This window comes from Flavihumibacter petaseus NBRC 106054, from assembly GCF_000974785.1.
In the GTDB taxonomy this organism is placed as follows: domain Bacteria; phylum Bacteroidota; class Bacteroidia; order Chitinophagales; family Chitinophagaceae; genus Flavihumibacter; species Flavihumibacter petaseus.
In genome coordinates this window covers 184,129-206,979 of the sequence record NZ_BBWV01000003.1, presented here as the reverse complement: position 1 = coordinate 206,979, position 22,851 = coordinate 184,129, and the positions used below count along the sequence as shown (strand labels likewise).

The 22,851-nt window shown below is 43.3% G+C and carries 22 protein-coding genes; 12 read left to right on the top strand and 10 right to left on the bottom strand.

Annotation, left to right across the window (positions count from 1 at the left end; genetic code table 11):
• Positions 1 to 139: 139 nt before the first annotated feature.
• The 6 genes from FPE01S_RS25525 (at position 140) to FPE01S_RS16170 (ending at position 8,469) form a co-directional block, all read left to right on the top strand.
• Positions 140 to 559 (top strand): very short patch repair endonuclease, encoded by a 420-nt coding sequence (locus FPE01S_RS25525; protein WP_072054008.1) that lies wholly within the window; start codon positions 140 to 142, stop codon positions 557 to 559.
• The gene (gene dcm / locus FPE01S_RS16190) at positions 466 to 1,812 is read left to right on the top strand and encodes a DNA (cytosine-5-)-methyltransferase (protein ID WP_083990302.1); all 1,347 of its coding nucleotides are present in this window, start codon (positions 466 to 468) and stop codon (positions 1,810 to 1,812) included. The genes FPE01S_RS25525 and dcm overlap by 94 nt, the downstream gene beginning before the upstream one ends.
• The gene (locus tag FPE01S_RS16185; RefSeq protein WP_046370106.1) at positions 1,799 to 3,025 is read left to right on the top strand and encodes a type II restriction endonuclease; all 1,227 of its coding nucleotides are present in this window, start codon (positions 1,799 to 1,801) and stop codon (positions 3,023 to 3,025) included. The genes dcm and FPE01S_RS16185 overlap by 14 nt, the downstream gene beginning before the upstream one ends.
• 1,010 nt (positions 3,026 to 4,035) lie before the next feature.
• Positions 4,036 to 6,747, top strand: a complete 2,712-nt coding sequence (locus FPE01S_RS16180) for an EcoRII N-terminal effector-binding domain-containing protein (protein WP_046370105.1) — start codon at positions 4,036 to 4,038, stop codon at positions 6,745 to 6,747.
• 3 nt (positions 6,748 to 6,750) lie between these two features.
• A complete protein-coding gene (locus FPE01S_RS16175) occupies positions 6,751 to 7,476 on the top strand; it encodes a hypothetical protein (RefSeq protein ID WP_046370104.1) in 726 nt (241 codons plus the stop codon).
• 3 nt (positions 7,477 to 7,479) lie between these two features.
• Positions 7,480 to 8,469, top strand: a complete 990-nt coding sequence (locus FPE01S_RS16170; protein WP_046370103.1) for a ComEC/Rec2 family competence protein — start codon at positions 7,480 to 7,482, stop codon at positions 8,467 to 8,469.
• A gap of 48 nt (positions 8,470 to 8,517) precedes the next feature.
• Here FPE01S_RS16170 and FPE01S_RS16165 read toward each other — a convergent pair whose 3' ends face one another.
• The 3 genes from FPE01S_RS16165 to FPE01S_RS16155 all read right to left on the bottom strand — a co-directional run bounded on the left by FPE01S_RS16165 (position 8,518) and on the right by FPE01S_RS16155 (position 10,223).
• Entirely contained in the window at positions 8,518 to 9,027 is a 510-nt protein-coding gene (locus FPE01S_RS16165) for a hypothetical protein (RefSeq protein ID WP_046370102.1), read from the bottom strand.
• A 169-nt stretch (positions 9,028 to 9,196) separates the two neighbouring features.
• Positions 9,197 to 9,700 (bottom strand): hypothetical protein, encoded by a 504-nt coding sequence (locus FPE01S_RS16160; protein ID WP_046370101.1) that lies wholly within the window; start codon positions 9,698 to 9,700, stop codon positions 9,197 to 9,199.
• Positions 9,701 to 9,896: 196 nt separating this feature from the next.
• Complete coding sequence (locus FPE01S_RS16155; RefSeq protein WP_046370100.1) at positions 9,897 to 10,223, bottom strand: LytTR family DNA-binding domain-containing protein; 327 nt, start codon at positions 10,221 to 10,223, stop codon at positions 9,897 to 9,899.
• Between the two features lie 415 nt (positions 10,224 to 10,638).
• Here FPE01S_RS16155 and FPE01S_RS16150 point away from each other — a divergent pair, with 415 nt between their 5' ends.
• Together FPE01S_RS16150 and FPE01S_RS16145 are read left to right on the top strand one after the other, a co-directional pair.
• Complete coding sequence (locus FPE01S_RS16150; RefSeq protein WP_052955900.1) at positions 10,639 to 11,436, top strand: hypothetical protein; 798 nt, start codon at positions 10,639 to 10,641, stop codon at positions 11,434 to 11,436.
• Between the two features lie 41 nt (positions 11,437 to 11,477).
• Positions 11,478 to 11,813, top strand: coding sequence for a TOTE conflict system archaeo-eukaryotic primase domain-containing protein (locus FPE01S_RS16145; RefSeq protein WP_046370099.1), 336 nt, complete (start codon positions 11,478 to 11,480; stop codon positions 11,811 to 11,813).
• A 189-nt stretch (positions 11,814 to 12,002) separates the two neighbouring features.
• Here the strand turns inward: FPE01S_RS16145 and FPE01S_RS16140 are convergent, their stop codons facing one another.
• The 7 genes from FPE01S_RS16140 to FPE01S_RS16110 form a co-directional block, all read right to left on the bottom strand.
• Positions 12,003 to 12,338 carry a hypothetical protein gene (locus FPE01S_RS16140; protein ID WP_046370098.1) on the bottom strand — a complete coding sequence of 112 codons (336 nt, stop codon included), beginning with the start codon at positions 12,336 to 12,338 and terminating at the stop codon, positions 12,003 to 12,005.
• A gap of 326 nt (positions 12,339 to 12,664) precedes the next feature.
• The gene (locus FPE01S_RS16135; RefSeq protein ID WP_046370097.1) at positions 12,665 to 17,413 is read right to left on the bottom strand and encodes a RecQ family ATP-dependent DNA helicase; all 4,749 of its coding nucleotides are present in this window, start codon (positions 17,411 to 17,413) and stop codon (positions 12,665 to 12,667) included.
• Between the two features lie 366 nt (positions 17,414 to 17,779).
• Positions 17,780 to 18,157: a hypothetical protein gene (locus tag FPE01S_RS16130; RefSeq protein WP_046370096.1), complete on the bottom strand. Its 378-nt coding sequence runs from the start codon at positions 18,155 to 18,157 to the stop codon at positions 17,780 to 17,782.
• Positions 18,158 to 18,201: 44 nt separating this feature from the next.
• The gene (locus tag FPE01S_RS16125) at positions 18,202 to 18,543 is read right to left on the bottom strand and encodes a hypothetical protein (protein WP_046370095.1); all 342 of its coding nucleotides are present in this window, start codon (positions 18,541 to 18,543) and stop codon (positions 18,202 to 18,204) included.
• A 234-nt stretch (positions 18,544 to 18,777) separates the two neighbouring features.
• Positions 18,778 to 19,119 (bottom strand): DUF6896 domain-containing protein, encoded by a 342-nt coding sequence (locus FPE01S_RS26475; RefSeq protein ID WP_046370094.1) that lies wholly within the window; start codon positions 19,117 to 19,119, stop codon positions 18,778 to 18,780.
• A 460-nt stretch (positions 19,120 to 19,579) separates the two neighbouring features.
• Positions 19,580 to 20,032 (bottom strand): DUF998 domain-containing protein, encoded by a 453-nt coding sequence (locus FPE01S_RS16115; protein WP_046370093.1) that lies wholly within the window; start codon positions 20,030 to 20,032, stop codon positions 19,580 to 19,582.
• A gap of 279 nt (positions 20,033 to 20,311) precedes the next feature.
• The gene (locus FPE01S_RS16110) at positions 20,312 to 20,767 is read right to left on the bottom strand and encodes a hypothetical protein (protein ID WP_046370092.1); all 456 of its coding nucleotides are present in this window, start codon (positions 20,765 to 20,767) and stop codon (positions 20,312 to 20,314) included.
• A 127-nt stretch (positions 20,768 to 20,894) separates the two neighbouring features.
• Between FPE01S_RS16110 and FPE01S_RS16105 the strand changes: the two genes are divergently transcribed.
• The 4 genes from FPE01S_RS16105 to FPE01S_RS16090 all read left to right on the top strand — a co-directional run bounded on the left by FPE01S_RS16105 (position 20,895) and on the right by FPE01S_RS16090 (position 22,835).
• Positions 20,895 to 21,092 carry a hypothetical protein gene (locus FPE01S_RS16105; RefSeq protein WP_046370091.1) on the top strand — a complete coding sequence of 66 codons (198 nt, stop codon included), beginning with the start codon at positions 20,895 to 20,897 and terminating at the stop codon, positions 21,090 to 21,092.
• On the top strand, positions 21,017 to 21,856 hold the full coding sequence (locus tag FPE01S_RS16100) for an AraC family transcriptional regulator (protein ID WP_500778446.1): 840 nt from the start codon (positions 21,017 to 21,019) through the stop codon (positions 21,854 to 21,856). Before FPE01S_RS16105 ends, FPE01S_RS16100 begins: the two co-directional genes overlap by 76 nt.
• Positions 21,857 to 21,966: 110 nt before the next feature.
• Positions 21,967 to 22,410, top strand: coding sequence for a MauE/DoxX family redox-associated membrane protein (locus FPE01S_RS16095; RefSeq protein ID WP_157474063.1), 444 nt, complete (start codon positions 21,967 to 21,969; stop codon positions 22,408 to 22,410).
• A 110-nt stretch (positions 22,411 to 22,520) separates the two neighbouring features.
• Entirely contained in the window at positions 22,521 to 22,835 is a 315-nt protein-coding gene (locus FPE01S_RS16090) for a hypothetical protein (RefSeq protein ID WP_046370088.1), read from the top strand.
• Positions 22,836 to 22,851: the final 16 nt, after the last annotated feature.

The following is a 22,851-nucleotide window of genomic DNA, read 5'->3' as shown; positions in this document are numbered from 1 at the left end:
CTGAAGTTTAGATTTGCAGATAATGCCTGGAGACAAAATCTTTTTATCATTGACGATAGTTTATTCATCGCAGCATTTAACGGATTTTCCCAGGAATTTTAGATTTATTCAATTGTACTAATTAATTTAGCTTATTTCAATGGCCGACGTCCACTCATCAGAAAAGAGAAGCTACAATATGAGTAGGATAAAGGGAGCAAACACTAAACCGGAAGTTATAGTCAGGAAGTTTCTATTTGGACAAGGTTATCGATTCAGGTTGCATTCAAAGAAGCTGCCCGGTAAGCCAGATATCGTACTGCCGAAGTATAAAACAGTTATCATGATAAATGGCTGCTTTTGGCATGGACACATTAATTGCAAATATTTTGTAGTTCCTAAAACCCGGTCAGATTGGTGGTTGGACAAGATAAATAATAACATTTCGCGTGACGCATATGTCGAAAAATCATTAAACCAGTTGGGATGGAAAGTAATAAAAATTTGGGAGTGTCAGTTAAAAACCGAAAAGCTGCAAGAGACTCTAAAATCAATAGTCCACAGGTTAGTTCAAAATTAACTGGAGGGCTGGTCTTATCAAGTGCAAAGGTCTATGAGATTGCTGGTAAAATTATCAAAGCTGCCCTTTATGGTCCGGATAACTACAAGGCTGCACTGATCAGCCACTACATAATATCAGAAGACAGAAAGCTAAGGAACCAGGCTATTCAATTTGCAACTGAAATATTGGAAAGTTATCTTCCCGATGAAGATGTAACCAGTTCAGTTGCTGAAGAGGCAATGCAGTTGCTTTTTAAGTTTGATAACATTCAATTTCCGGATCCTGAAAAACCAAAGTTTACTTTTATTGATTTGTTCGCAGGCATTGGTGGATTCAGAATTGCAATGCAAAACAATGGGGGGAAATGCGTTTTCTCTTCGGAGTGGGATAAAATGGCTCAAAGAACATATGCTGCCAATTTTGGAGAAATTCCATTTGGCGATATAACTAAGGAAGAGACAAAAAGCTGGATTCCTGAGAAATTTGATGTTTTATGCGGAGGTTTCCCTTGTCAGCCTTTTTCAATAGCTGGAGTATCCAAGAAAAACAGCCTGGGCCGGAAGCACGGATTCGAAGACGAAAGACAAGGTAATTTGTTCTTTCACATCGCAGATATAATTGAGCAACACCGACCCAAAGCCTTTTTTCTGGAAAATGTAAAAAACCTTGTATCGCATGATAGGGGGAATACATTTAAAGTTATAAAAGAAACACTGGAGGGGCTTGGCTATACATTTTACTCTAAAGTTCTTAATGGGAAACATTTCGTGCCACAACACAGGGAGAGAACTTTCATGGTTGGCTTCGACAAAAAGATTTTTTATGGAAAGGAAACCTTTTCCTTTCCCACTCTACCTGAGCCCGCTATTAAGATCAAAGACATTTTACAAAAGGATCCGTTAGAAAAATATACCCTTTCTGATCTATTATGGAAATACCTGCAGGACTACTCAAAAAAGCATAAAGAAAAGGGAAATGGATTCGGATATGGGCTTGTAGATCTAAATGGAATATCAAGGACATTGAGCGCCCGCTATTACAAAGATGGTTCAGAGATTCTGATACCTCAAAAAAATAAGAATCCTCGTCGCCTGACTATTGAGGAATGCGCGTTATTACAAGGGTATCCAAAGGGTTTTGTAACAGACAAAGTTTCTATGAATCAGGCATACAAACAATTTGGGAACTCGGTCGTTGTGCCATTGGTTCAAGCTATTGGAACTGAAATAGCAAAAGTTCTGAATCAAAAGAAAATACGTGCCGGTAGCTGAAAAAATATCTTCCTATTTTTCCGGAATAGGTGCAAAAAGATTGAGTCGTGTTGAAGTGAAACCAGACAATTCCAATCAGCATGAATTCAATGGAATAAATGCATTTAAGGAATTTTTTGGCTCAGATAAGATCCGTTTTAAAGGCACGTTTATTTTTTTAAGTGATGATCAGGATAAAGTAGACAAGATTGATGGGACACTTACCTGGTACGATGCGCGAGCAAAACACCCAACCAGAAGTGAGTTTAGACTATACTACACCTCAAATATTGTCATTGAAGCTGCCAGTCAGGATGATCTGCTGATAATTGCCAGAACCAAAGCAGACTCCTTAATGATAATCGTTGCTCCCGAAGGTTCGACATCGGAAAAACAACTACTTTGGTTATTTGGTCTGGATGAAGTCGGCGACAAATTCATTACCAGGGACTTTGAATATGAAGATCGCGAACTGGGATTTGCCGGAAAATATATATTGTCAGAATTAGGGATAGAACTTGTTGAGAAGGATACCAGTTATTTTGATGAATTGTTCAACCGATTCGGAAACACATTCCCGACAACAAAAGTGTTTTCAGAATTTTCCAGGTCAACTGTAATTGGCGTATCAGCCATTGAAGAACCAGATAAAACACTTTTGGCTTGGTTAGAACGTGAGGAACTCCTTTTTAAAGCATTGGAAGCTAAAATCGTATCTGCAAAATTAAAGAATGGATTTGGCCTTGTTAGCAGCGAAGTTGAAGAATTCATCTCTTTTTCTCTAAGTGTACAGAACCGTAGAAAGTCAAGAGCGGGCCACGCTTTCGAAAATAACCTGGCAAAAATATTTGAAGTCAATAATATCTATTTTGCCAAGGGAGCAACAACAGAAAGAAGTAACAAACCTGATTTTCTGTTCCCGGGGCTATCCGAATATCAAAACCTGACTTTTCCTGCAGACATGCTCACTATGCTTGGAGTAAAGACGACAGCGAAAGATCGATGGAGACAGATTCTCATGGAAGCAGATCGAGTTTCTTTAAAACATTTGATCACCCTAGAACCATCCATTAGTAAAAATCAAACCGACGAAATGATAGCCCAGAAAATACAATTAATCTTGCCAGAACCCTTATTGTCAACCTACACTCAATCCCAGCAACAAACACTAATTACTCTGAGTCAATTTTTGAACTTTTTAAAGATTCGACAACTTAAGACATTAGGTATTTGACATCCGGCTAGTAGATGTGACCAGAATAATTGCTCCTATTTCATAAACTAACTAATAAGTTCCGCTGCTTGCGACTTCATTCGAATGCAGTAGACAATGGACCTCCTATAATTTGGATGGCATATTTTCGAGTTTCGGAGCTGATGAGCACTCCCATACATCGAATTAGAACAAATTAAACTTTCAGGGCTTATTGGACTTATTTTTCTTCATCTGGTGTGATAAATTCTCTTTTACTGCTTAGGTGCAATCTTTCGCTACAAAAATCATCATTCTAGGTGAAGACACGCCCCAGCGGGGCCTTAATCGCATCATAGATACGCGTTTGTGGTCGTCTTTCTATATTCCCGTCGCAACAACGAAAAAATATACTTCATGCTGTACCGAATCTGAGCATCAGCAATCTCTCACAGCCCTACCCGAAGTGCCTTGTCGTCCCGGACCAGGATAACTCGGCCAACCTCCTTTACTGGCGTACATTCAGATTCCTTTTTATAACATCCTGACTAACCTGCCTGTCGAAGGTTGGGTACCTTCTGTTAGATTTCATATTCTCTTCCTTCCTTTGTCGCAGTTCCAAAACACCCGGCCGCTATACTTGTAACACGTGGCTTCGCTTTCACCCCTGTCTATTAATTCACCAATACCCTACCGAATGCTCAGACTGCTCGATCACAAATATTATCTGCATCTTATTAAACTGTGACTTCTTCATGAACAATGTTGCGAATATTTGCCCCAATTCTCGAAATTCCAACCGACATTCTTAAGAGAAATCAAATTCTCCAATTGCAATCATAACTTTTCTAATTGAATTATTGTATATTAAGGCGTGACTTATACGCTTTATCGAGAACAAAATAATTGGTAAGTTTCCAACTAAATTGTATGCCTAAACTTCCATCCAATGTAACACGCAAAAGAAGCTCCCAATCCGATTGGCAAATAAAGAATCAATTATAAGCCCATTTAAGTATAATGTATATAAAGCACCTTTTTACCAACTACTTATGCCTGATGAACTATCCAGCGTAATTAATTCAGTAAAAGCTAATAAAATCAGCTTTTTCAAATTTGTTAGTGCCAATGACGCCGGCACAACTGGCGGGCATCAGCTTGGTATCTATATACCAAAAAAATCCTTTCCACTACTTTTTGACCAGCCGGGCAAAAAAGGACAAAACATGGAACGTTTTGTTGAAATCAATTGGTTTGATGGAACAGTTTCCAATGCATGTTTTAAATATTACGGCTCAGGAACCCGCAATGAATATCGAATTACAAGAATTGGAATCAATTTTACTGAGAATGAACTTATTGTTATTGTCAAAATAGATCAGGACAGTTATTCAGGATTTAGATTGCAAGAAGAAGTCTCCATTGACCTTTTTTTAAAAGAATTTGGCATTGCTAAAGATAATATGGGATCCTTAATCAATTTGAATTCCGAAATGTCTATTGAGGACAATTATGTTGAAAATAGTCCGTACATCAATCTCGATTTAAGTCAGAACTCAAAATCAATAAGGCAAAACGAAGTAAGCTTCAAGCCAAAGGCACATATACTTACACTTCTCGGAGATGAGCTGATTAAAGACCCTGTTATGGCCATTTACGAACTGGTCAAAAATGGCTACGATGCAGATGCTACCCAAGTAGAAGTATACTTCAATTCAATAACAGAAATTGAAAATGCCAATATTATAATTAGAGATAATGGAACAGGAATCACTGAGGATGTTCTCCAAAATGTATGGCTGGAACCAGGAACAGCATTCCGAAAACAAATCGATCAAACTGGTAAGAGAATTCCAATTCGTAGCCCAATATTCAAGAGGATTCCAATGGGCGAAAAAGGGGTTGGACGCTTTGCAGTTCATAAACTGGGAAGCAGAATACTATTAATCAGCAGACCATCTATTATCGAAACTGATTCGGACGGAACATTCATTAAAAAAACACTACATGATTACGAAATAATTCTTGAAATAGATTGGAAAAGCTTTACACAAGCAAAGTACCTATCTGATGTTAAAATTGAATACAAAAGAAACACCGATCCAGAAAGCTTCTACTTTAAAAATGATTCAGGAACTTTTATTAAAATCTCTGATCTAAAAGAAGTTTGGAATAGGGGAATGGCAAGGAATCTGAAAAGGAACACAATTTCAATGATTTCTCCACGGAAAGTAAACGAAAATAAATTTGAAATCGAACTTAATTTCAACAATAATTGGCTCGACAGATTTCCTGATATAAGCGAGTTGTTAAAACAAGCACCTTATAAACTAACTGCTCATATTGATAGTAGCTACAATCTGATATTCGACTACGAGTTTAGATTGTCAAATAATAGCACAATTGGATCGCGAACGATAAGAAATGATGCTAAATATGATACCAATATCGCTGGAGATATTCGACCGTTGTTTAGAAAGTATTTTGAAGATAAAGGGTATGACATTGTTACAATTGAATATATTCTTGAAAAAGTAACAGCGAAACCATTACCATTCGGAGCTGTTATGTTGGAATTATATTCTTACGATCTTGATAGCATTTCATTGAAAGATATCACTTATTCACCAGATATACTAAAAAGGACATTGCGAGAACAACATGGCATTAAGGTGTTTAAAGACGACTTACGCGTCTATGACTATGGTGAAGCTGGAAATGACTGGCTCGGATTAGATCTTAAAAGAGTCAACAACAAGGAATGGTTCTCAAATAATCAAAACATTGGCTTTGTGTTCCTTGACTCGGAAACTTCTGTTTCATTAATTGAGAAAACAAATAGGGAGGGATTTGTTAATAGTGAAAGTTTTGATCTTCTAAAAATCGCACTTGAATTTATATTAGGACTATTCAAAGTTGAACGACAAAAGGATCGTCAACAATGGATGCAGTTTAATAAAAAAGAAGAAAATATTTCATTTGGTGACCGGGTTACCGACTTTGTCAAAATGATAAACGAGGCGGAAATTGAAGATGAGGAAAAAAGACAAAAACTACTTGAACAAGCTTCTTCCATGGGAGACGAATATGAAAAAGCTCAGGAAACCCTTTTACTTCCAGCGGGTGTTGGGATGACTGCCTCGGTCGCCTTGCATGAGATAGAAAAATTGGTACCCCGAATGGAAGAAACCGTGGAAAAAAGTCCAGTTAACGAAAACATCATTCGCAATCAAGTTGATGAACTTGACGACTACGTATCCGGTATCCTATCGGTACTTAAGCAAGCTGGCACGAAACCGGTTGATGTGCTTGAAACAATTAATCAGGCAATCGGAAACTACCATCTGAAACTTGAAATTAGAAATATTAAAATCGTTGTAGAAGTTGCAAATAATGTAACTACAATAAACTGCGATAAACGATATCTAGTAACTATGTTAATGAATCTTGTTGACAATAGTATCTATTGGCTTGACACTGTATATAAAGATCCCAAAGTGATCCTAATAAAGGTTACCAAGACAGGAAACTCAACGAACATATTAGTTGCTGATAACGGCCCAGGATTTAAGGATTCTGTAAATGAAATTCTCAGACCATTCTTTTCCAGAAAAGAGGGCGGTATCGGAATCGGCATGTACTTGATAGATACCATAATGATGAAATATGGTAAGCTTAAAATTTATATGAACAATAGTAATGCAGAAATAGATTCCTCCTATTCAGGAGCAATCGTTGAACTAATATTTAACAAAAATCAATAATCAATGACTTCTGTTATTGGCCCACAAGTAGCTTTTGTAGACGACATTGAGAGTGAAATAACACCAATAAAAATCGAAATTAATCGACTGGATGCAAGCACAATATTTTTTAATGCAAAACCAGAAGAAACAAAATTCCCACCACAACCCTATGACACTGTAAAAATTCTATTTCTTGATCTCTATTATAAACGTGATTTTGATGCTGAAATATCCGCGCAATGGGTGAAAACCATTATACCAAAAAACTCTGAATACACACTAGTAATATGGTCAAAAGATACACACCATACAACAGAGCTGCTAGAAATGCTCAATAGACTGGATTTGAAACCAACACATGTAGAAGCTTGGCAAAAGACAAATTTTAATTTACATACTCACAATTTCAATAAAGATATTAATCGTCTAATTAACACTATCTCATCCGAAAAAATTAACGAGGAAATTATCTATGGAGAAGTTCTGGAAATTGAGGAAGATGGCCTATTGGTTAATTGCCTACTTGATGTAGATAACCCAGCGTATCAAGTGCGCAGATTTGATAATGAGCTATTTGGAAAAGTTGAAAAAAAAGAAGTTGGGACTTTTGTAAGAATTTGCATTTATACAAAATCCGGATCTCGTTTGATTAATATTTTCGAAGAACAAAGTGATATGAGTGCTGCATTTAAACGTCTAGATTTTTTCAAAGGCCTTGAAGGAAACACCTTTTTTATTGAAGATTAATCTATGAAAATTACTTTTAAGGATGTAGGTCAAGGTGATTCCATTTTGCTTGAATGGTCAGAAAAAGCAATTAATAAAATAATTATTATTGACTGCAATAAGAAAGACAAGCAAAATCCTGTATTAAACCACATTAAAAGTATCTGTCATCAAGAAATTGAATGTATGATACTTAGTCATCCACATAGTGACCATTATTCAGGAATGACAGAAGTGCTCGACTATGCCGAAACTAAAGGAATTATTATCCGACAATTCGCACATACACTTCATTTCCTAGCTAACGACTATTATAAATATCTCGGCGCGGTTGAAATTGACACAGAGGCGCTAAAAGGCCTGCAGGATCTCATCGATACAGTAGATCGATTGAAAAAGAAAGGGATAATAAAAAAAATAGGTTTTATTACTGAAGGATGGCATCTTGACATTTTAGATAATGTACACATCAAATGCCTATCACCAGGTCCTGAGGAAGCTAGAAGATACATGGACCTAGTCGACATGGAACCAATTGCGAATAAATCTGCGGCGACTAGAGCAGCTAATTACCTATCTACAGTTTTTGTACTTACAGTTTTACAAAAGTACCACATACTGACATCTGATTGCGAAATTCCGGTGCTAGAGAGGCTTATATCTCAAAACTCACATACCTTCTTGCATAGGAATTCAATGGCTATTTGTCAACTTCCTCATCACGGTTCTTTAAAAAATCATTTACCAGATTTCTGGGACTTTATCACAGTTAGTGAAAAACCTGTTGCTGTAGTATCCGCAGGATTGCATGAAAAATACAAACACCCTCACTTTCCCGTTCTTGATAGCTTTTACAGGAAGGGGTACTTCATCAAATCAACAAATATTGTATATGGCATGGTAGAGTATGCAGAATACCTCAAAAAACTTAGGGTCACTAGCAATAAACTCGATTCATTTGCCGATTTGGTTAGCTATCATACTGGCGGGGATCAAAGTTTTGACCTTAACTAAGAAAATTAAAAAGAAATATATAGAGTAATGGGTAACCCCTTAGGCATTTTAGGCAATTCCCGAGCTCAATGCCACACTACCTGTGGGAAGAATCGGATAAATTGGCGGTTGGCTTGAGAAAACTGAGAAAATAACTTTCCCATTTCGCGCGCAGTTATTGTTTCTTAAACCTAACACATTGGGATGACCTGCATTCTCCGGGGGCAGAAACCAAAATTTGGCAGGCTGCAATGACAATCCTTCAACGTCAGTCTGGAAATCTAATCCCATGGGCTGCTTAAAAGCAACAACGCGCAAGTCCTCAATTTTCGGTGCCGCACTAACCAGTCTTGCCACATTTTCAAACTGGCTCGCTTCTCCTTCAGCTGTTATACCCAACTCGTTCCCGAACATATCTTCTCCAGAACCGATCTGGAAATACAGGTGATCGTTATACCGGTGCAGCGCAACCAACAAATCTTCGAGCAATTCTTCCCTCCTTTCCTCGATTAGGTTGTCGAGCCCAGAATAGCTGTCCTTATTTGCGATAAACCAATTCCAAAATTGTTTTTCGTCCATAGACCGCAAGATAATCCTCCCGCTCAGTTGCTCCCAAGCAGGCGTCTATCATTTCTGGGAAGGCGTTGAAGCCAATAATAATAAGTAAATCCCGGCGAATACCGCCGTAACATTGCTCCACATTAATGTCGTCCATCAAGTCAACGATACTGAAGCTAATACTCAAAGTTCATTTGGTAGCAACTTTCCTGCATTGCCACAAATTATTATTATACCCAGAATTAAATTCATAGTATTCCACCTGGCCGGATTCAGAAAAATCGATTTTTGAAAAATGAGGCAGATCAGGATTTCTCCCCTCAAATAAATAACTATATACATAGCTATTTATGGCTCGATAGAAATATCGTTCTAAGAATGTAAGTGAACTAAAAAAATTCGTCTTCTCAGCTAATGGGTAATTTACTTTATTATTGTTCAACACACATAAAATTTGTTTCTGTTTAATAAAACCGGAATTCAATGTATCGTTGTAACCGCCAATGACAAAAATGGTATCCTTATTCATAAACAGATAGTCATAAAAGCCTCTGATTAATTGCGCATTGTCATACACCTTCCCGTAATGGTCAAAATAAAATTTCTGTACAATTTTACCCTCCTTAATTACAGGCACCTGTTTTAACGAAGACTCAATAATGCTATCCCCGCATGTACATTTAAACGCTGACATAGAATCTTCCAGATGGCTTCCCTGATTCGCAACCGAACTACTTTTTCAACAAACAAAGGTGAAGATTGTAACCAGTGGAATACAATACAGTCTTACAAGCCTGACCGTTTTACTGATTCCCTGGAACATATTTATCTGGTTGCATTTTTAATTGATTCGCCGCGCGCGGCACCTTGGTAGTTACGACCGTCGGTCATCAAACGACTATTGCGAGACTCTTCACCAGGCCTTCATAATATTGCGCGCCGACGGGGATGTCCTTCTGGCCCATGGTCACATTCTTCTTGTTGACCTTCAGGATGTAGGGAAGTGCAACCGCGAAGGACCGGTGTACCCGGATAAAGAGGTCCTGGGGGAGGTTATTCAGGACGGCATTAAGGTTGCCATTGGCCTGAAAACAAGTGTCGTTAATCAAATGCACTATCGTATAGGCTTTATCTGCCTCAAGCACGATAATATGGGCAGGGTCCACGCCGTGAAGTTCTCTTTCCAGCCAGAAATAGACGAGCCTATTGGTGGTCATTTTCAATAGTTTAAGGTTTATGAATGGTTTAAAATAGCAATTTTTTTCCCTTTTTCCATTCCCTTGCCCGGACCGCCGGAAGCGTACCCCAGGCTCCTTCTACCCCGCTACCGGCCTTTTCACCCCCAATTCACCCTCTGTTCAACCTCGATTCAACCTTAATGCTACCGGGATTCCTGGCCGATTCGTTCGTGGATCCCGGACAGGTATTCCCGTGGGATTGCAATTCCATTGAAGTTTCATTCCAGTATCATTCCGGTAAAAACGGCTTTCATGAGATTTTTTCCCGAAGCCCATGAGATTTTTTAGAGAAGCCCGTTAAGTTTCGCTGAAATTCCGGCGAATCCGGTATCCTGTTTGTTGCTATCCCCGGACCTGCGCTATTGCAGGTATTAAATATTAAAATCAATATCCTATGGCAACAGCTACAGGACTTCTTGCCAGTATGCTCAGCGGAATGATCGGACATGAGCTCGTGTTCCGCAACTGGGAAGGAAAAATGATCGTTCAGAAAGCACCCGGGAAGCGGAAAACCAGGCCCACCCGCGCCATGGCGGTGCAGAACAACAAGTTTAAACAGGGCATGGTCTACGGCGTCAGGATGAACCAGGATACCGATATGAAAGAACTGTATTACCGGAAACGGGCACCCCGCCAGAACGTTTGCAGCCGTGCCCTGCAGGACTACCTGACGGCCCCGGAGGTAACGGACATCAACGTGAGCCAATACAGCGGCAAGCCCGGTGACACCATCGAGATCCGCGCCCACGACGACTTCCATGTTGCCTACGTGCAGGTGGACATCTGGTCAGCCGGCGGGGTCCTGGTAGAACGCGGCGATGCCGTGGTGCAACCCAGCGGCCTGGTGTGGACCTACACCGCAAAGGCAGCCAACCCAAACCTGGCGGGCACGAAAGTGACCGCCTATGCGATGGACATTCCTAACAATGAAGGGACGCTTTCGGTAACAATCGACAAGGCTCCGGAAACGGAGAAACCTGTTGCGTCGGAAAAAAGCATCCCGCCAACGTCTGTGGAAACAGGGGAAAGCCAGCAACGCGTAGCGTTCGGCGGCCAGGGACACCAATCCTGTATGCCGGCGGCGTATAGCCGGAAAATGGCAGCTGATTCCAACTGTGCCTGGTGTGATATCGGTCGGGAGATGCAGGACCTGGTATTCACGGGGCGAACGGAATTGGCAGCATTAAATTGACCGTTAAAGTAGCCGATTAATTTTCAGTTTATCTTGAGTCAATGGCTGCAGGAAAACTGGAGATATTCAAATCGTTGTTCAAAGGCCGCGAGGATGTCTTTGCTATCCGCTGGAAACGTGATGGCAAGAGCGGTTATATGCCTGCCTATGACCTGGACTGGGAACAGTTTAGACTACACCAGGCAAAAGGTAGCAAGTTGAAGGATTTTAAAGAAAAATCTTATGCCCCGCTCAGCGATCAGCGGTTATTGAATCATCTCGCGGGTAAAGAAGTCCTGGGTATCTACCCGCTATTGCCGGACAATTCGTCCTGGTTTATTGTGGCTACGGCGAAGGATATTCCGGAAAATGTAGAAACGTTAGAGGTAACTTTGTAACCCTTCATAGTATTTGATACCCCAGCTATTCCTAGCTGGGGTAAATTGTCTTGTTAGTCGAGCCAAATAAAACTCTACATAACAATAAATCTGTACTTCTAAGAGATCAACGTCTTAATAACAACCTCTTCTAAAACTAGCCATAAGGAACCAAAATTGCTAAAGTTCAGTTACTCCAGGCAACTATCCTCATTTTTCCCAGCAACTTATATTAAGTGTAATGTTCAACTCTGCCATCTCCTTTATAAGAGAAAGGGGAAACTCTATGTTACATTGCCCTTCGTATTCATACATAAACCATATAGCAACACGCCCATCATCGTTATGTGGTAGAATGTTCTTTTCATTCATTGATCTAAGAATATTAAAAGCACTATCAAATGCTTTATTGAATCCCATTTCATCAATATCAAAAAGTACTGACCAAGATGACTCAAATTCTCTCTGGGAATCCTCAAATTCCTTTTTTATTGTAGAAACTACCTCAGAAGTTCCTTTTACTTCAAGCTCTATATAGGTTGACATACTCAATTTGTTAAATAATCTGCTGCCCTTAACTTCCTACTACCTTTTCATAACCTCCCGCCACTGCAATTGCTTTTTGGTTTTAATTACCTTATGAAAAACTATTGCATTATTATTTCTAGTCAAATATGACTCCCTTTGTTAAATTTGCTTTGTTCTTTACCTTTGGTCTCGAACTTAAAAAGGTTTCAAACGCTGAGCCAGTTAATCAGCGTTTTTTATTTCAAATCAGGTCCACGTTTCACTTTCTCCAAGACTTCGTCGTTTCTAGTTGAAAAGCAGCCATTGATGCCATTCAGCGCGACATTTTCACCCCTATCAAATTCTTACCTTTTTTTGAGCTGCACCAGCGGCAAAATTATTCTCGTTGATTTTCCCGTATCCACATTGGTCCAGTGAAGAACAAATGTAACTTCTGCGGCGGCGAGTTGATACCCCTTCTGGTACCACCCCTCCAACGTGGATTTAAATGCGGATGAGAATTTCAACACGGCTTCACCTCTATACGCCAACGCGCCATCGGGCAAAATGGTCAACTGCTGGCCAGATACGATCTGCCGGGTGCGGTGCTCCACGTATTCGAAATAGCCCAAATGCACGTCTTTGTGAGTTAATTGCAGCTGGATAACTGAGGGTGATTCAAGGGCGTCGGGGATAAAGCGATCGGAGCGGTCGGCAACAGGCATATGATTGAAATAAGTGCCGTTGTAATGGACGGACAACCGCCGCTTCGCGCGGGTCATGGCAACATATAAGAGCCGCTTGCTCTCGTCGGTATTGGGATCGAGGTCGTCGAGCAACAAGTACACGTTATCGTACTCGCGGCCCTTGGCCTTGTGCATCGTGCTCAGGTGAACAGCCTGCTCTCCCCTGTCAACAAAATCGGCGAGGCTCACTTCACTGAGGTAGGACTTCCAGTCCGATTTATAGAGGGTAGGCGGATTGCCGGCACGGAACGCATGGATCAGGCGGTTACAGGTATCGAGCAGAGTGCTGGCTTTGTAGTTGTCGCGGATCATGATCAATCCATTCTCCCAGGCCTCTGAAGAAATGGTTGGCCCTTCTGCATAGTCGCAGATGAAATTTGAAAACGACCGCAACTCCGCCAGGTTATACAAAGAGAAGCCTTCATTGCCCTGAATCAGCCGGCAGGGAATGCCGCGCTGTTTCAGCACCGCCTGCACCAGGTAAGCCTCCTCATTGGTGCGGGTAAGGATGGCCGTGGTGCCGTCGCCCAATGCAGCCGGCAGCCGCGCCGCTGCGCCGGAGGCGATGTCTTTCGCCGCGTATTGTAATATGTCTATTTCGCCGGGGGTGTTGCTGTGTGGCTGTATGGCGTCCAGCTTCAGTCGGCCGGATAACTTGCTGATCCACTGGTTGCTGAAATCCACGAGGTTTGCGGCGGACCGGTAATTGGTGAGCAGGTTGAAGATCCGGGCGACCGGCTCATCACACATCGCCCGCATGAAATGATTGTTCGCACCGCGAAAGGCAAAGATGTTCTGATCATCATCCCCTACAACCAGGGTCCGCATGTTCTCATTGTGGTCCAGCAACAGCCGGATCAGCGCAAACTCCTCATCGTCCACGTCCTGCGCTTCATCAATCACCAGCACCTGTTTGGTGATCCGTCCCGGTTCGATCTCCCCGCTCCGGATCTTCTCCAGCGCCAGCTGAATGATCTCCTTCGACTTTTCCAGGTTACCCTGTTTGCCAAGGAGATCAAAGCAAAAAGAATGGAAGGTCTTGATATCGATATAATGTGCAGCATTACCGATCAGTTCCAGCAGGCGCTTTTTGAACTCCATCGCGGCGGACCGGGAAAAGGTCAGCATCAGCAACTGCTCCTGCTTGATGTCTTCCATCATTACCAGGGATGCCATCTTGTGCACCAGCACCCGCGTTTTCCCACTGCCCGGCCCGGCTGCCACCACGATGTGCTGGTGACCGGCATCAATGATCGCACGCTGCTGTTTGTCCAGCGCCCCGAAGATGCGCTCGAATTTCTCATTGCTGACATTGCGCTTGAGCGCTTTCGCCTTTTCTTCCGGAAAATATTTCCGCACAAACTGATCTACCGGAATGCTGAAATAATCTTCCGTAAAATCGATCGCTGCAGCGTTGTCTTCCTGCGCCATCTTCCGCGCGTACTCTCCTACTATATGGATCTGCTGCACTTTCTGTTCGTAATAGCGCGCAAGCGGCGCATAGTCTTCTGCTTTGTATTGCAGCTTGGCATTCTCCTTCAGGCGCTCCAGCTGGATCTTGTTGTACGTCACCATAAAACCACCCTCGATCCGCGCAGCGCCAATGCGGCTCAGATACAGCAGGGCATCTTCGATATCGGGGAGCGTTGCCTTCCACTGGTACAGCGAATGCTGGCTATTAAAGCCATCGCGCAATTCAATGATGGAAACGGTGGATGCAGTGACCGCTTTTTCCACGATAAACCTGCAGATCTCCGATCGCCGTTCGATTTGCTGTTCCATGGTATCCTGATCCAGGCTAAGGTGCAGTTGCAGGTGGTTACGCGAATGCTCAAGTAGGTGCCGTTTGCACCATTTCCGCACCACCCAATAGTTGAGGATGGTCAGCAACTGCTGCATCGGAACGTCCTTTTGCGCCGCCGCTGCCATGGCAGCGATCAGCTCTTTGATGTTGTAGCTTCTGGACTGCAAAGACAGGTTGCGCAGGAGCAGCCGTTCCACCTGGATATGGGCGTGCAGCAGTTTGCTGGCCCGCGCGAGTTCTTCTTTATCAATGCCCAGTTCGATCTCACGGGCATCAGCAACCACCCTTTCTTCCCGCAGCAGATTGACCAGGTCGATGGCTTCATACACGGTGATGCCCAGCCGGTCCGCCAGGTAATCGACACGCGCGCCATTGATCTCTCCGTTGGTGATCTTCCGGCTGGAAGAAACGAGCGACTTCGCCAGGCGGACAGCGTTTTCCTTTTGTGCAGCCGGGATCCTGTCCGACTCATTGATGCGGCGGACGGCCTCGTCTACGTTCCCCACTTCTATACTCGTCGCAAAAACCTGCGGCAGGTTCTGTTTGCGTTTGACGTAATCGGCATTCTCCAGGGCAGCGATGGCCGTGGTTACCCGCGTTTCGATATCGCGCACCTGTTCGTCCCATCCGGCTTTCCGTGCGATCTCGAGCGCCGAATGCGACACCGTCATTTTCTTCTTCGTCAGGTCCTTCACTGCTTTCCAGATCTGGTTGATCTCCACCTGCGTCATGCGCGTCTGGTTGAGGCGGATAAAATGTTTGTCGATATCCTCGGGATTGAACAGCACAAAACAATCTGCCTCGATGTTTTCGTCACGCCCTGCCCTGCCGGCTTCCTGCACATAGTTCTCGAGGGAATCCGCGATATCGTAATGGATCACAAGCCCCACATCCTTTTTATCAACGCCCATGCCGAAGGCGGAAGTCGCCACCATGATCCGGGTATCGCCGCCCAGGAATGCATTCTGGTTGCGGGTCTTTTCCTGGCTTTCCATTTTGCCATGGAAAGGCATTGCCGCGAAGCCATCCTGCGTAAGGCGCGCTGCCAGTTCTTCGGCCTTTTTCGTGCGGGACACATAGATGATCGTGGGACAATCTTTTGCAGCCACCAGGTTGCGCAAACGATCGTACTTGGCTTCTTCGGATTCCACTTCGATGACCTTGTAGTGCAGGTTGCGGCGGCGCACACTGGCCTGGAACAACTGCAGGTCCAGTCCCAGCCTGTCTTTAAAATACTGGCGGATATCGTCGATCACCTGGGGTTTCGCGGTAGCCGAGAAACAGGAGACGGGAATAGGTGCCGGCAGCTGTTTCTTTTGTTGCAGGTTTTTGATGAATTCCCCGATATAGAGGTAATCAACGCGAAAATCGTGTCCCCAGGAGGAGAAGCAGTGGGCTTCATCGATTACAAAGCGGCTGATAGTGCGGCCGAGCAAAATGCGTTCGATGGTGGCGGAGCGCAGCATTTCCGGGGCGATATACAGGATGCCGGCTGAGCCATCTTCCACGCGTTCGAGCGCTTTGGCCCTTTCGATGGGGTTCAGCAGGCCATTGATGGTTTCCGCAGCCGTGATCTGTTTCAAGAGGAGATTGTCCACCTGGTCTTTCATGAGGGATTGCAGCGGCGAGATGACGATAGTAAGGCCTTTTTCAGCTTCTGCGCTGATGAGGGCAGGCACCTGGAAGGTGATGGACTTTCCGCCTCCCGTGGGAAAGATAGCCAGCAGCGATTGGTTGTTGATGGCGGCGTTGACGGCGGACAGCTGCAATGTTTTGCCTTCATAGTTCCGGAAGGAATCGTAACCGAAGAAGCGCCTGAGGGCTTCGTGGGCGTCGAAGGAAGCGGCGCAGTATGGGCAGTGACCGCAGGGTGTTCCTCTAAGTATTTTGATGACCGTTTCAATGGCAGGAAAACTGCGCGTCAGCCATTTCGGGAGGATAGAGTATTTGTCCTGTGCCCGGATAAGCGCCAGCGCATAAGCCAGTTCTATGGGTTGTTTCCAGACCATTTCGGCGAGGGGTGCCTGGGTGCAGATCTCCTGTCCGAAGCAGTTCTTGATGAGGTGGACGGTGGGTAATTGCTGAGCGTCGCTGAATTCGAGGTAGCGAAAGAAGTCCGCATACTTAACATCAGTGGAGAGCAGGCGGAAAAAAATGGCTTTTAGTTCAGACGGCAGCTGGCGGAAAGCGGCGACTTCTTCTAAGAATAGGTCCCTGGCTTTGATGGAATCTGCCAGCGGATTGTTCGGTGCGTCGTCAGCGATCTTATCATCTTTCACGAGGCGGTGGTACGGCCGGGAGGGAAAGAGCAGCGGCGATAGCAACAGGGTATCGATGACCTTCCATTTATTCCAGTCGACATCCTGGAATCTTCGTTGTAAGACCGGCAGGTCGTGTGCGAAAACATTGTGACCAGCGATGAAAGAGCAAGCATTGAGGCCGTCGAAGAATTTACCTGGCGATGCGCCGCGGTATTGCAGGCCATTGTCCGTAACAAAACCGCAGTCCACGACTTTGCGGGATTTGGGATCCACTTCCAGGTCAAAGAAGGCAATGGCGGGCATTCAGGAGAAGGCTGGTTTCCCAATAATAGCAAAAAAAGCCGGCGTAGGCAAGGTTTGAGCAGGAGGCGGGAAACCGGCAACATCACAATGGGTTGCCGAGTTACGCAACTCTACTGTATCCGGAGAGCCAGGGGAAAAGTCGGCAAAGACTCGTCTACAAGCAAAGAGGCGATGAGACTTGCGGGCTGTATGGTCACAGCTACGGCAAAGGATATTCCTGGAAATGAAGGGAAGTTGGAGGTTATTCTGCCATAGTTGATATTGATTACCAAGTGATTTGATTCAATTGCAATCAAATTAAACCGCCCCCGTCAATACTGGCGGGGGCAATTTTAGATAATAGGCGATGTTCAAAACTAATACTGGTTACTTCTTCCAATCCCGATCCATACAACCAAAGTCTATCGGGCTCATCGGAGCATAGTCACCATTCACTAATCTAAATATTATATTGGATCCAGAATCCTTACGAATTTCGTCGCCAACATTTATAATCCCGAATGCATTAGTGGTATCAAAGTCAAGTCTTAACCTAAAATCGATCCCGGACAACTTATCGCTGATTAGGACAATGCGATATGAATGTTGTGAATAGTCAACAAATTTATCTTCAACAACACCGGAAAATTTCACTTTTTTAAATTCATGAAGAAAATTGCATGCTGCTTCACTGTCTGATGTAGCGAAGAACAGAAAATAAATAACCCAAAAAGATAGTACAACTAATACTGAATATTTTCTCATTCACCGATAAAATTAGCACCTCCAGGAAATTTGCAGTTGGTATCTTACTTCTTAATTCGGAAATAAAAACTTCTGTCGCCTTTAATTAATTGGATTGTGTCTGAATTCTGGTTTTTAAAAATCCGATCCCCTTTTCTTGCCAGCTCAAAAGTAAAATCAACGTTTTCTGGTATTGCAGACGAACTCAAAACATAATCATGACTATCATCGGCAATCTTGAAACTTTTTCTATGATACTTTGCAGACAACTGGACAATTTCACCATCTAATGCAGTAGTTGTAATAAGCTTATACTCATATGCTATCCCTTTGTCCATATTTGGAATACCAAAAAAGATGAGGCCTAAAACAAGTAGAAACACAATTCCTAATACTACTACTTTCATACTAATGACCAAAGTTATACTTTCTCCTTTCGGAAATCGTAAATCAAAAATATAATGTTCACACCACCAACAAATTATGCTGACATACCCCTGGCAATAAAATCCTCGACGACTTCTCCATACCCACATTTGTCCAGTGAATGACAAATGCAACTTCGGTTTAAAGTCCAATTTTTACCGTCTCATACCAGACCAAACTAATATTAAATCGCCAAGACTCGGAATCTTCCCGGGCTACAAACACACCTTTTTTTCCATTTCCAACATCCAGTTATCTATACAATCAAAAAATGAGTTAGGACCCCTGCCCTTAAAATAGGTACGACAAAATACTAAAACATCACCACGGCTTACCAGAATTTGGTGGATTGATGTGGTATCATCTGAAAACAATATCTCATTTTCATCGCCCCAATATATCGAACACCCATTCCCATGAAAACGATATCTAACGTTTACGTTTGAAATCATTTCTTCACCAGCCCTGGGAAAATGCTTTCCTGCGACTTTATAAGGAATGTCATTCAGATGGTACTTCTGATCTATATAATCAAATAGTAAGTGAATCCTATTCACTTGTTAAAATAGAAGTTCTTCGAACTCCATGTTACTATTTTAGGCTTTAATCGTTTGGTCGAAGTTTAGCATTGTAACCATAATACTCAATAGTCAACTAACCGCTTCACCGTTATAATCCAACACCTAATTACTATTGCGTTCGAATCTTATTCAAATTAGAAGAAATAGAATTAGGTGAACCAATACCACCACAAAAACGAATAAAGACTAATAACAATTACTGCTGTTAAGAAGAACGATTTAAAATCCCCCTTTCTTTTTAGGCTAACCACCACCAAAGCGATCAAAAGGTGAACAAATACAAATTTTAAAACCAATCGCTTCTGATCTATAACATGTGTCTCATTCGAACCATAACCAAGTAAAAACGAACTCAGGTAACAAGCGGAAGCCGATACAAAAACAGCCAGGACATTACAAAAAACTAATTTTTGCATATCATTCAATCTTTTATCGTTTAATGTCTTTTAACCGGCGTTGGTCCTGCCCTGAAATGGGTGACCAGCATATCCATGGCGATGACGATCATCAGGATATAGTAATCCAGGATAAAAAGTCGCTGCCACAGCCCCTTCAAAGGCAGGATGTTTTGCCGGGAGAGCATAAAAACAAAAACCAGCAGCAATCCGCTCCACCCCACGAAATGAATACAGGCATTCATCCCGGGGAACTCCTGCTTTGGAAACACGCGCCACAGCGATAAAGGCAAAAGCACCAGGGCGGCAACACCGATGCCGCTAAATACATTGTGCAGTTTGCCGGACAGTGTGAGCCCGCTGGCGGTGTGATCGTAGGGGAACAAACCGGAACCTATTCCCTCTCCCAATCCGTAAATGACAATGAGCCAGACGGCTGCATGTTGCCAGAAGCCCTTTTTTTGAAAATATCGTTTTCCGCAAAGCACAGGCATACACTAAAAATAATATACTAAAGGCTATTCCCCATGCTTTCATATATGCCGCTACAGGGCTTCCGGCCCGGCCCAGGTAGCTTTCCGCCTGGTTGAGAAAGTCATATCCTCTGAACATCGCCCCGATGATGAAAGTAACTGCAAAATCGCCGCCGCAGGCAACAATGCAGCTGATGGCTGCAGCTATTACCAATATCGTTGAATGCCTTTTTTCCACCCTGAAAGGGGATTGTTGAAGGCAAATATAAGTCTGCCGACTGGGTTTGCCTTACCTGCCAACTACTCCCACACCCTGATTTGACCCGACCGTACCTGCTCGCCTCTTATAACCAGAATGATGGTATCCTTTAGATGCGGGCTTTTTAGATAGCCCCAGACACTGTTTGAGCTATCAAACTTAACCAGCTGATCTTTCCTGATAAATACACCGAACTTTTCATTTGGTATGATATTGAAACCGAGTTGCCAGGGATATTGGCTGTCAATTAACGGTACAGTCTCTTCCGACGAATGATAGCCATACCGAAACCCCCTTTCCATATAGGGTTTGAAGTCGCCTAATGAGCCAGCAAAACTATCAACCTGGAAATTCAACACCTTCTCAAAGACACCACGACTTTTAGATTCATCAATACTGTGTGTTGCTACTCTATTACGCCATTTTTCATACCCATACCAACCGACATAGGAAGACAAGTAACCAAGCACCGATCCCAACAGTAGCGACAGCTGCAATTGCCAGCAATAGATATCTTCTCATAAATAAAATATCGAATTGAATCCAACCGGGAAAATTGGGCAGCAACCTCCTGCAAATAAATTTTTTTTCCTAATTTAAAGGTGCTGCTTCTCCCAATTAGTTATGAACTGTCTCTCAGCTGTAACGCACAAGCTGGATTGGAGCGGCGCGTTTCCTGGTGATTTTGGCGGCGTTCGATTCCCCGGAGGAATCGTTCGATCAGCCAGGGGTGACTTTGGCGAGCTGTGCATCCAGGAATACCAGGGAGAAGACTATCACTTCTTTTACCAGTTTTTTTCATTCAGGAAGACTTCGTTTTAACCAGTGAGCATTGCAAGCAAGGGCTATATGCCCATATTGTTCTGAATGGAATTGCCGATCAGATCATTTCTCCTGAAGCTACGTTGTGTTCGAAGGAAGGCCATTGGTGGATTGCCCGTGGTCTAAACAGTCCATTGGATACAAGACTGTATGCAGGCAAACATTACCAGGCGCTCACCGTACATTTTACCCCATCCTTTGTAGCGCGGTTATTACCGCTTTTTCCGGTCGTTGATAAAAAGCTGCAAAGCGAGGGAACTGTTTTCCTGCTGCAAGAAACCGTATGCGCAATTGATCATGAATTGAACCGGCTGGTACAGAGCATTTTGACCTGCCGTTATGAACCAGCCTGGCGGGAGCATTTCTTTGATAGCCGGGCAGAGGAGCTGTTGTTTAAGTTCAACGTAGCCATTAGCCGCGACGATCCGTTGAAATTCCCATATACTGCTGCTGAATTGGAGAAAGTAGTTGCGGCTGAAAAGCTGATCTGCCAGGATATCACGAAGCACTTTATTATTCGTCAGCTCTCTAGGATGGTGTTAATGAATGAAGCGCGGTTTAAAATGGTGTTTAAAAATGTTTTTGATGTGGGACCCTATGAATACCTGCGGAAAATCCGGTTGGAGAAAGCAGCGGACATGATTGCAGGTGGATGCCTCGTCAAGGAAGCGGCAGCTGCAACCGGCTGGCGGCCAACAGACCTCATTGTCGCTTACAGGGAACGGTATGGTATAACCCCAGGGCAGCAAAAGCCACGCAAATGATTCACTTCCACGGAGTAGCCTGAATCCGGTATTTCTATTCCTGAAAGCGGTATAAAGAGATTTGGACAAGGGGTGTAACCGTAGCGAACTTCATGGTACAAACAAGCATCATGAAAATTCAACACAGGCAAATTATAGCGCACTTGTTGTCTGTGGCATACAGTTCGCTTTTCATGTATACCGCGGTTCATAAAATTGTGCTGCATGCCGTATTCGAAAACATCCTGATCCAGGGGCTTTCAGATTCTTTTCCAGCAACCGTTTTAGCAGTGGCAGTTCCACTTTTGGAAGGTGCCGTGGCACTGCTGCTGCTTTTTTCAACTACACGATTGACTGGCTGGCTCCTGGCAATATTTCTGCTTACGGTTTATAATGGATTTATCTGGTATATGTCGTTTACTGGTGCCTTACCGTGTTCCTGTGGCAGCGTGTTCAGCGGGCTGACCTGGCGTGAGCATCTCTTGCTGAATTTCATGCTGATACTCCTGGCAACAGTTGGTGTATGGATGGATCGAAACCTGAAACAGGCAGTGCTTCCTGCCCCTTCGTCATAAAATTTGGTTGCAATCAAACTGCTTTCTCCGGCCGGGGAATGCAGCAGGGTGATAGCTGAAAACCTGCAAAAGAGTAAGCAATTATTTTCTTCATGTTAAAGATACTTTCTATGAAAAAGTACATCACAGGAATCGCTGCTGTGGTAATGGCAGCATCTTTAAGCGCATTCACCTATGCGCCGGCAAAAAACGGGCGGAGTACAAATACCTACCATTATGTAGGCAACTTGTACACAGACGCTGAGTACAACAATGAACAGAACTGGGAGAAAGGGGGAACTAATTGCGGCGCCGTCGGCACCAAAATGTGTACGATCGTCGCACCGGACGATGGTAGCGATAACCCGGATTTTTCTGCACTGCCGGGCGGTGGAAATGTTCGTACGGACAACACGATCATTTTCAGCAAGGTTTTCAAGCAGTAAACACAAAAAAGGGAGC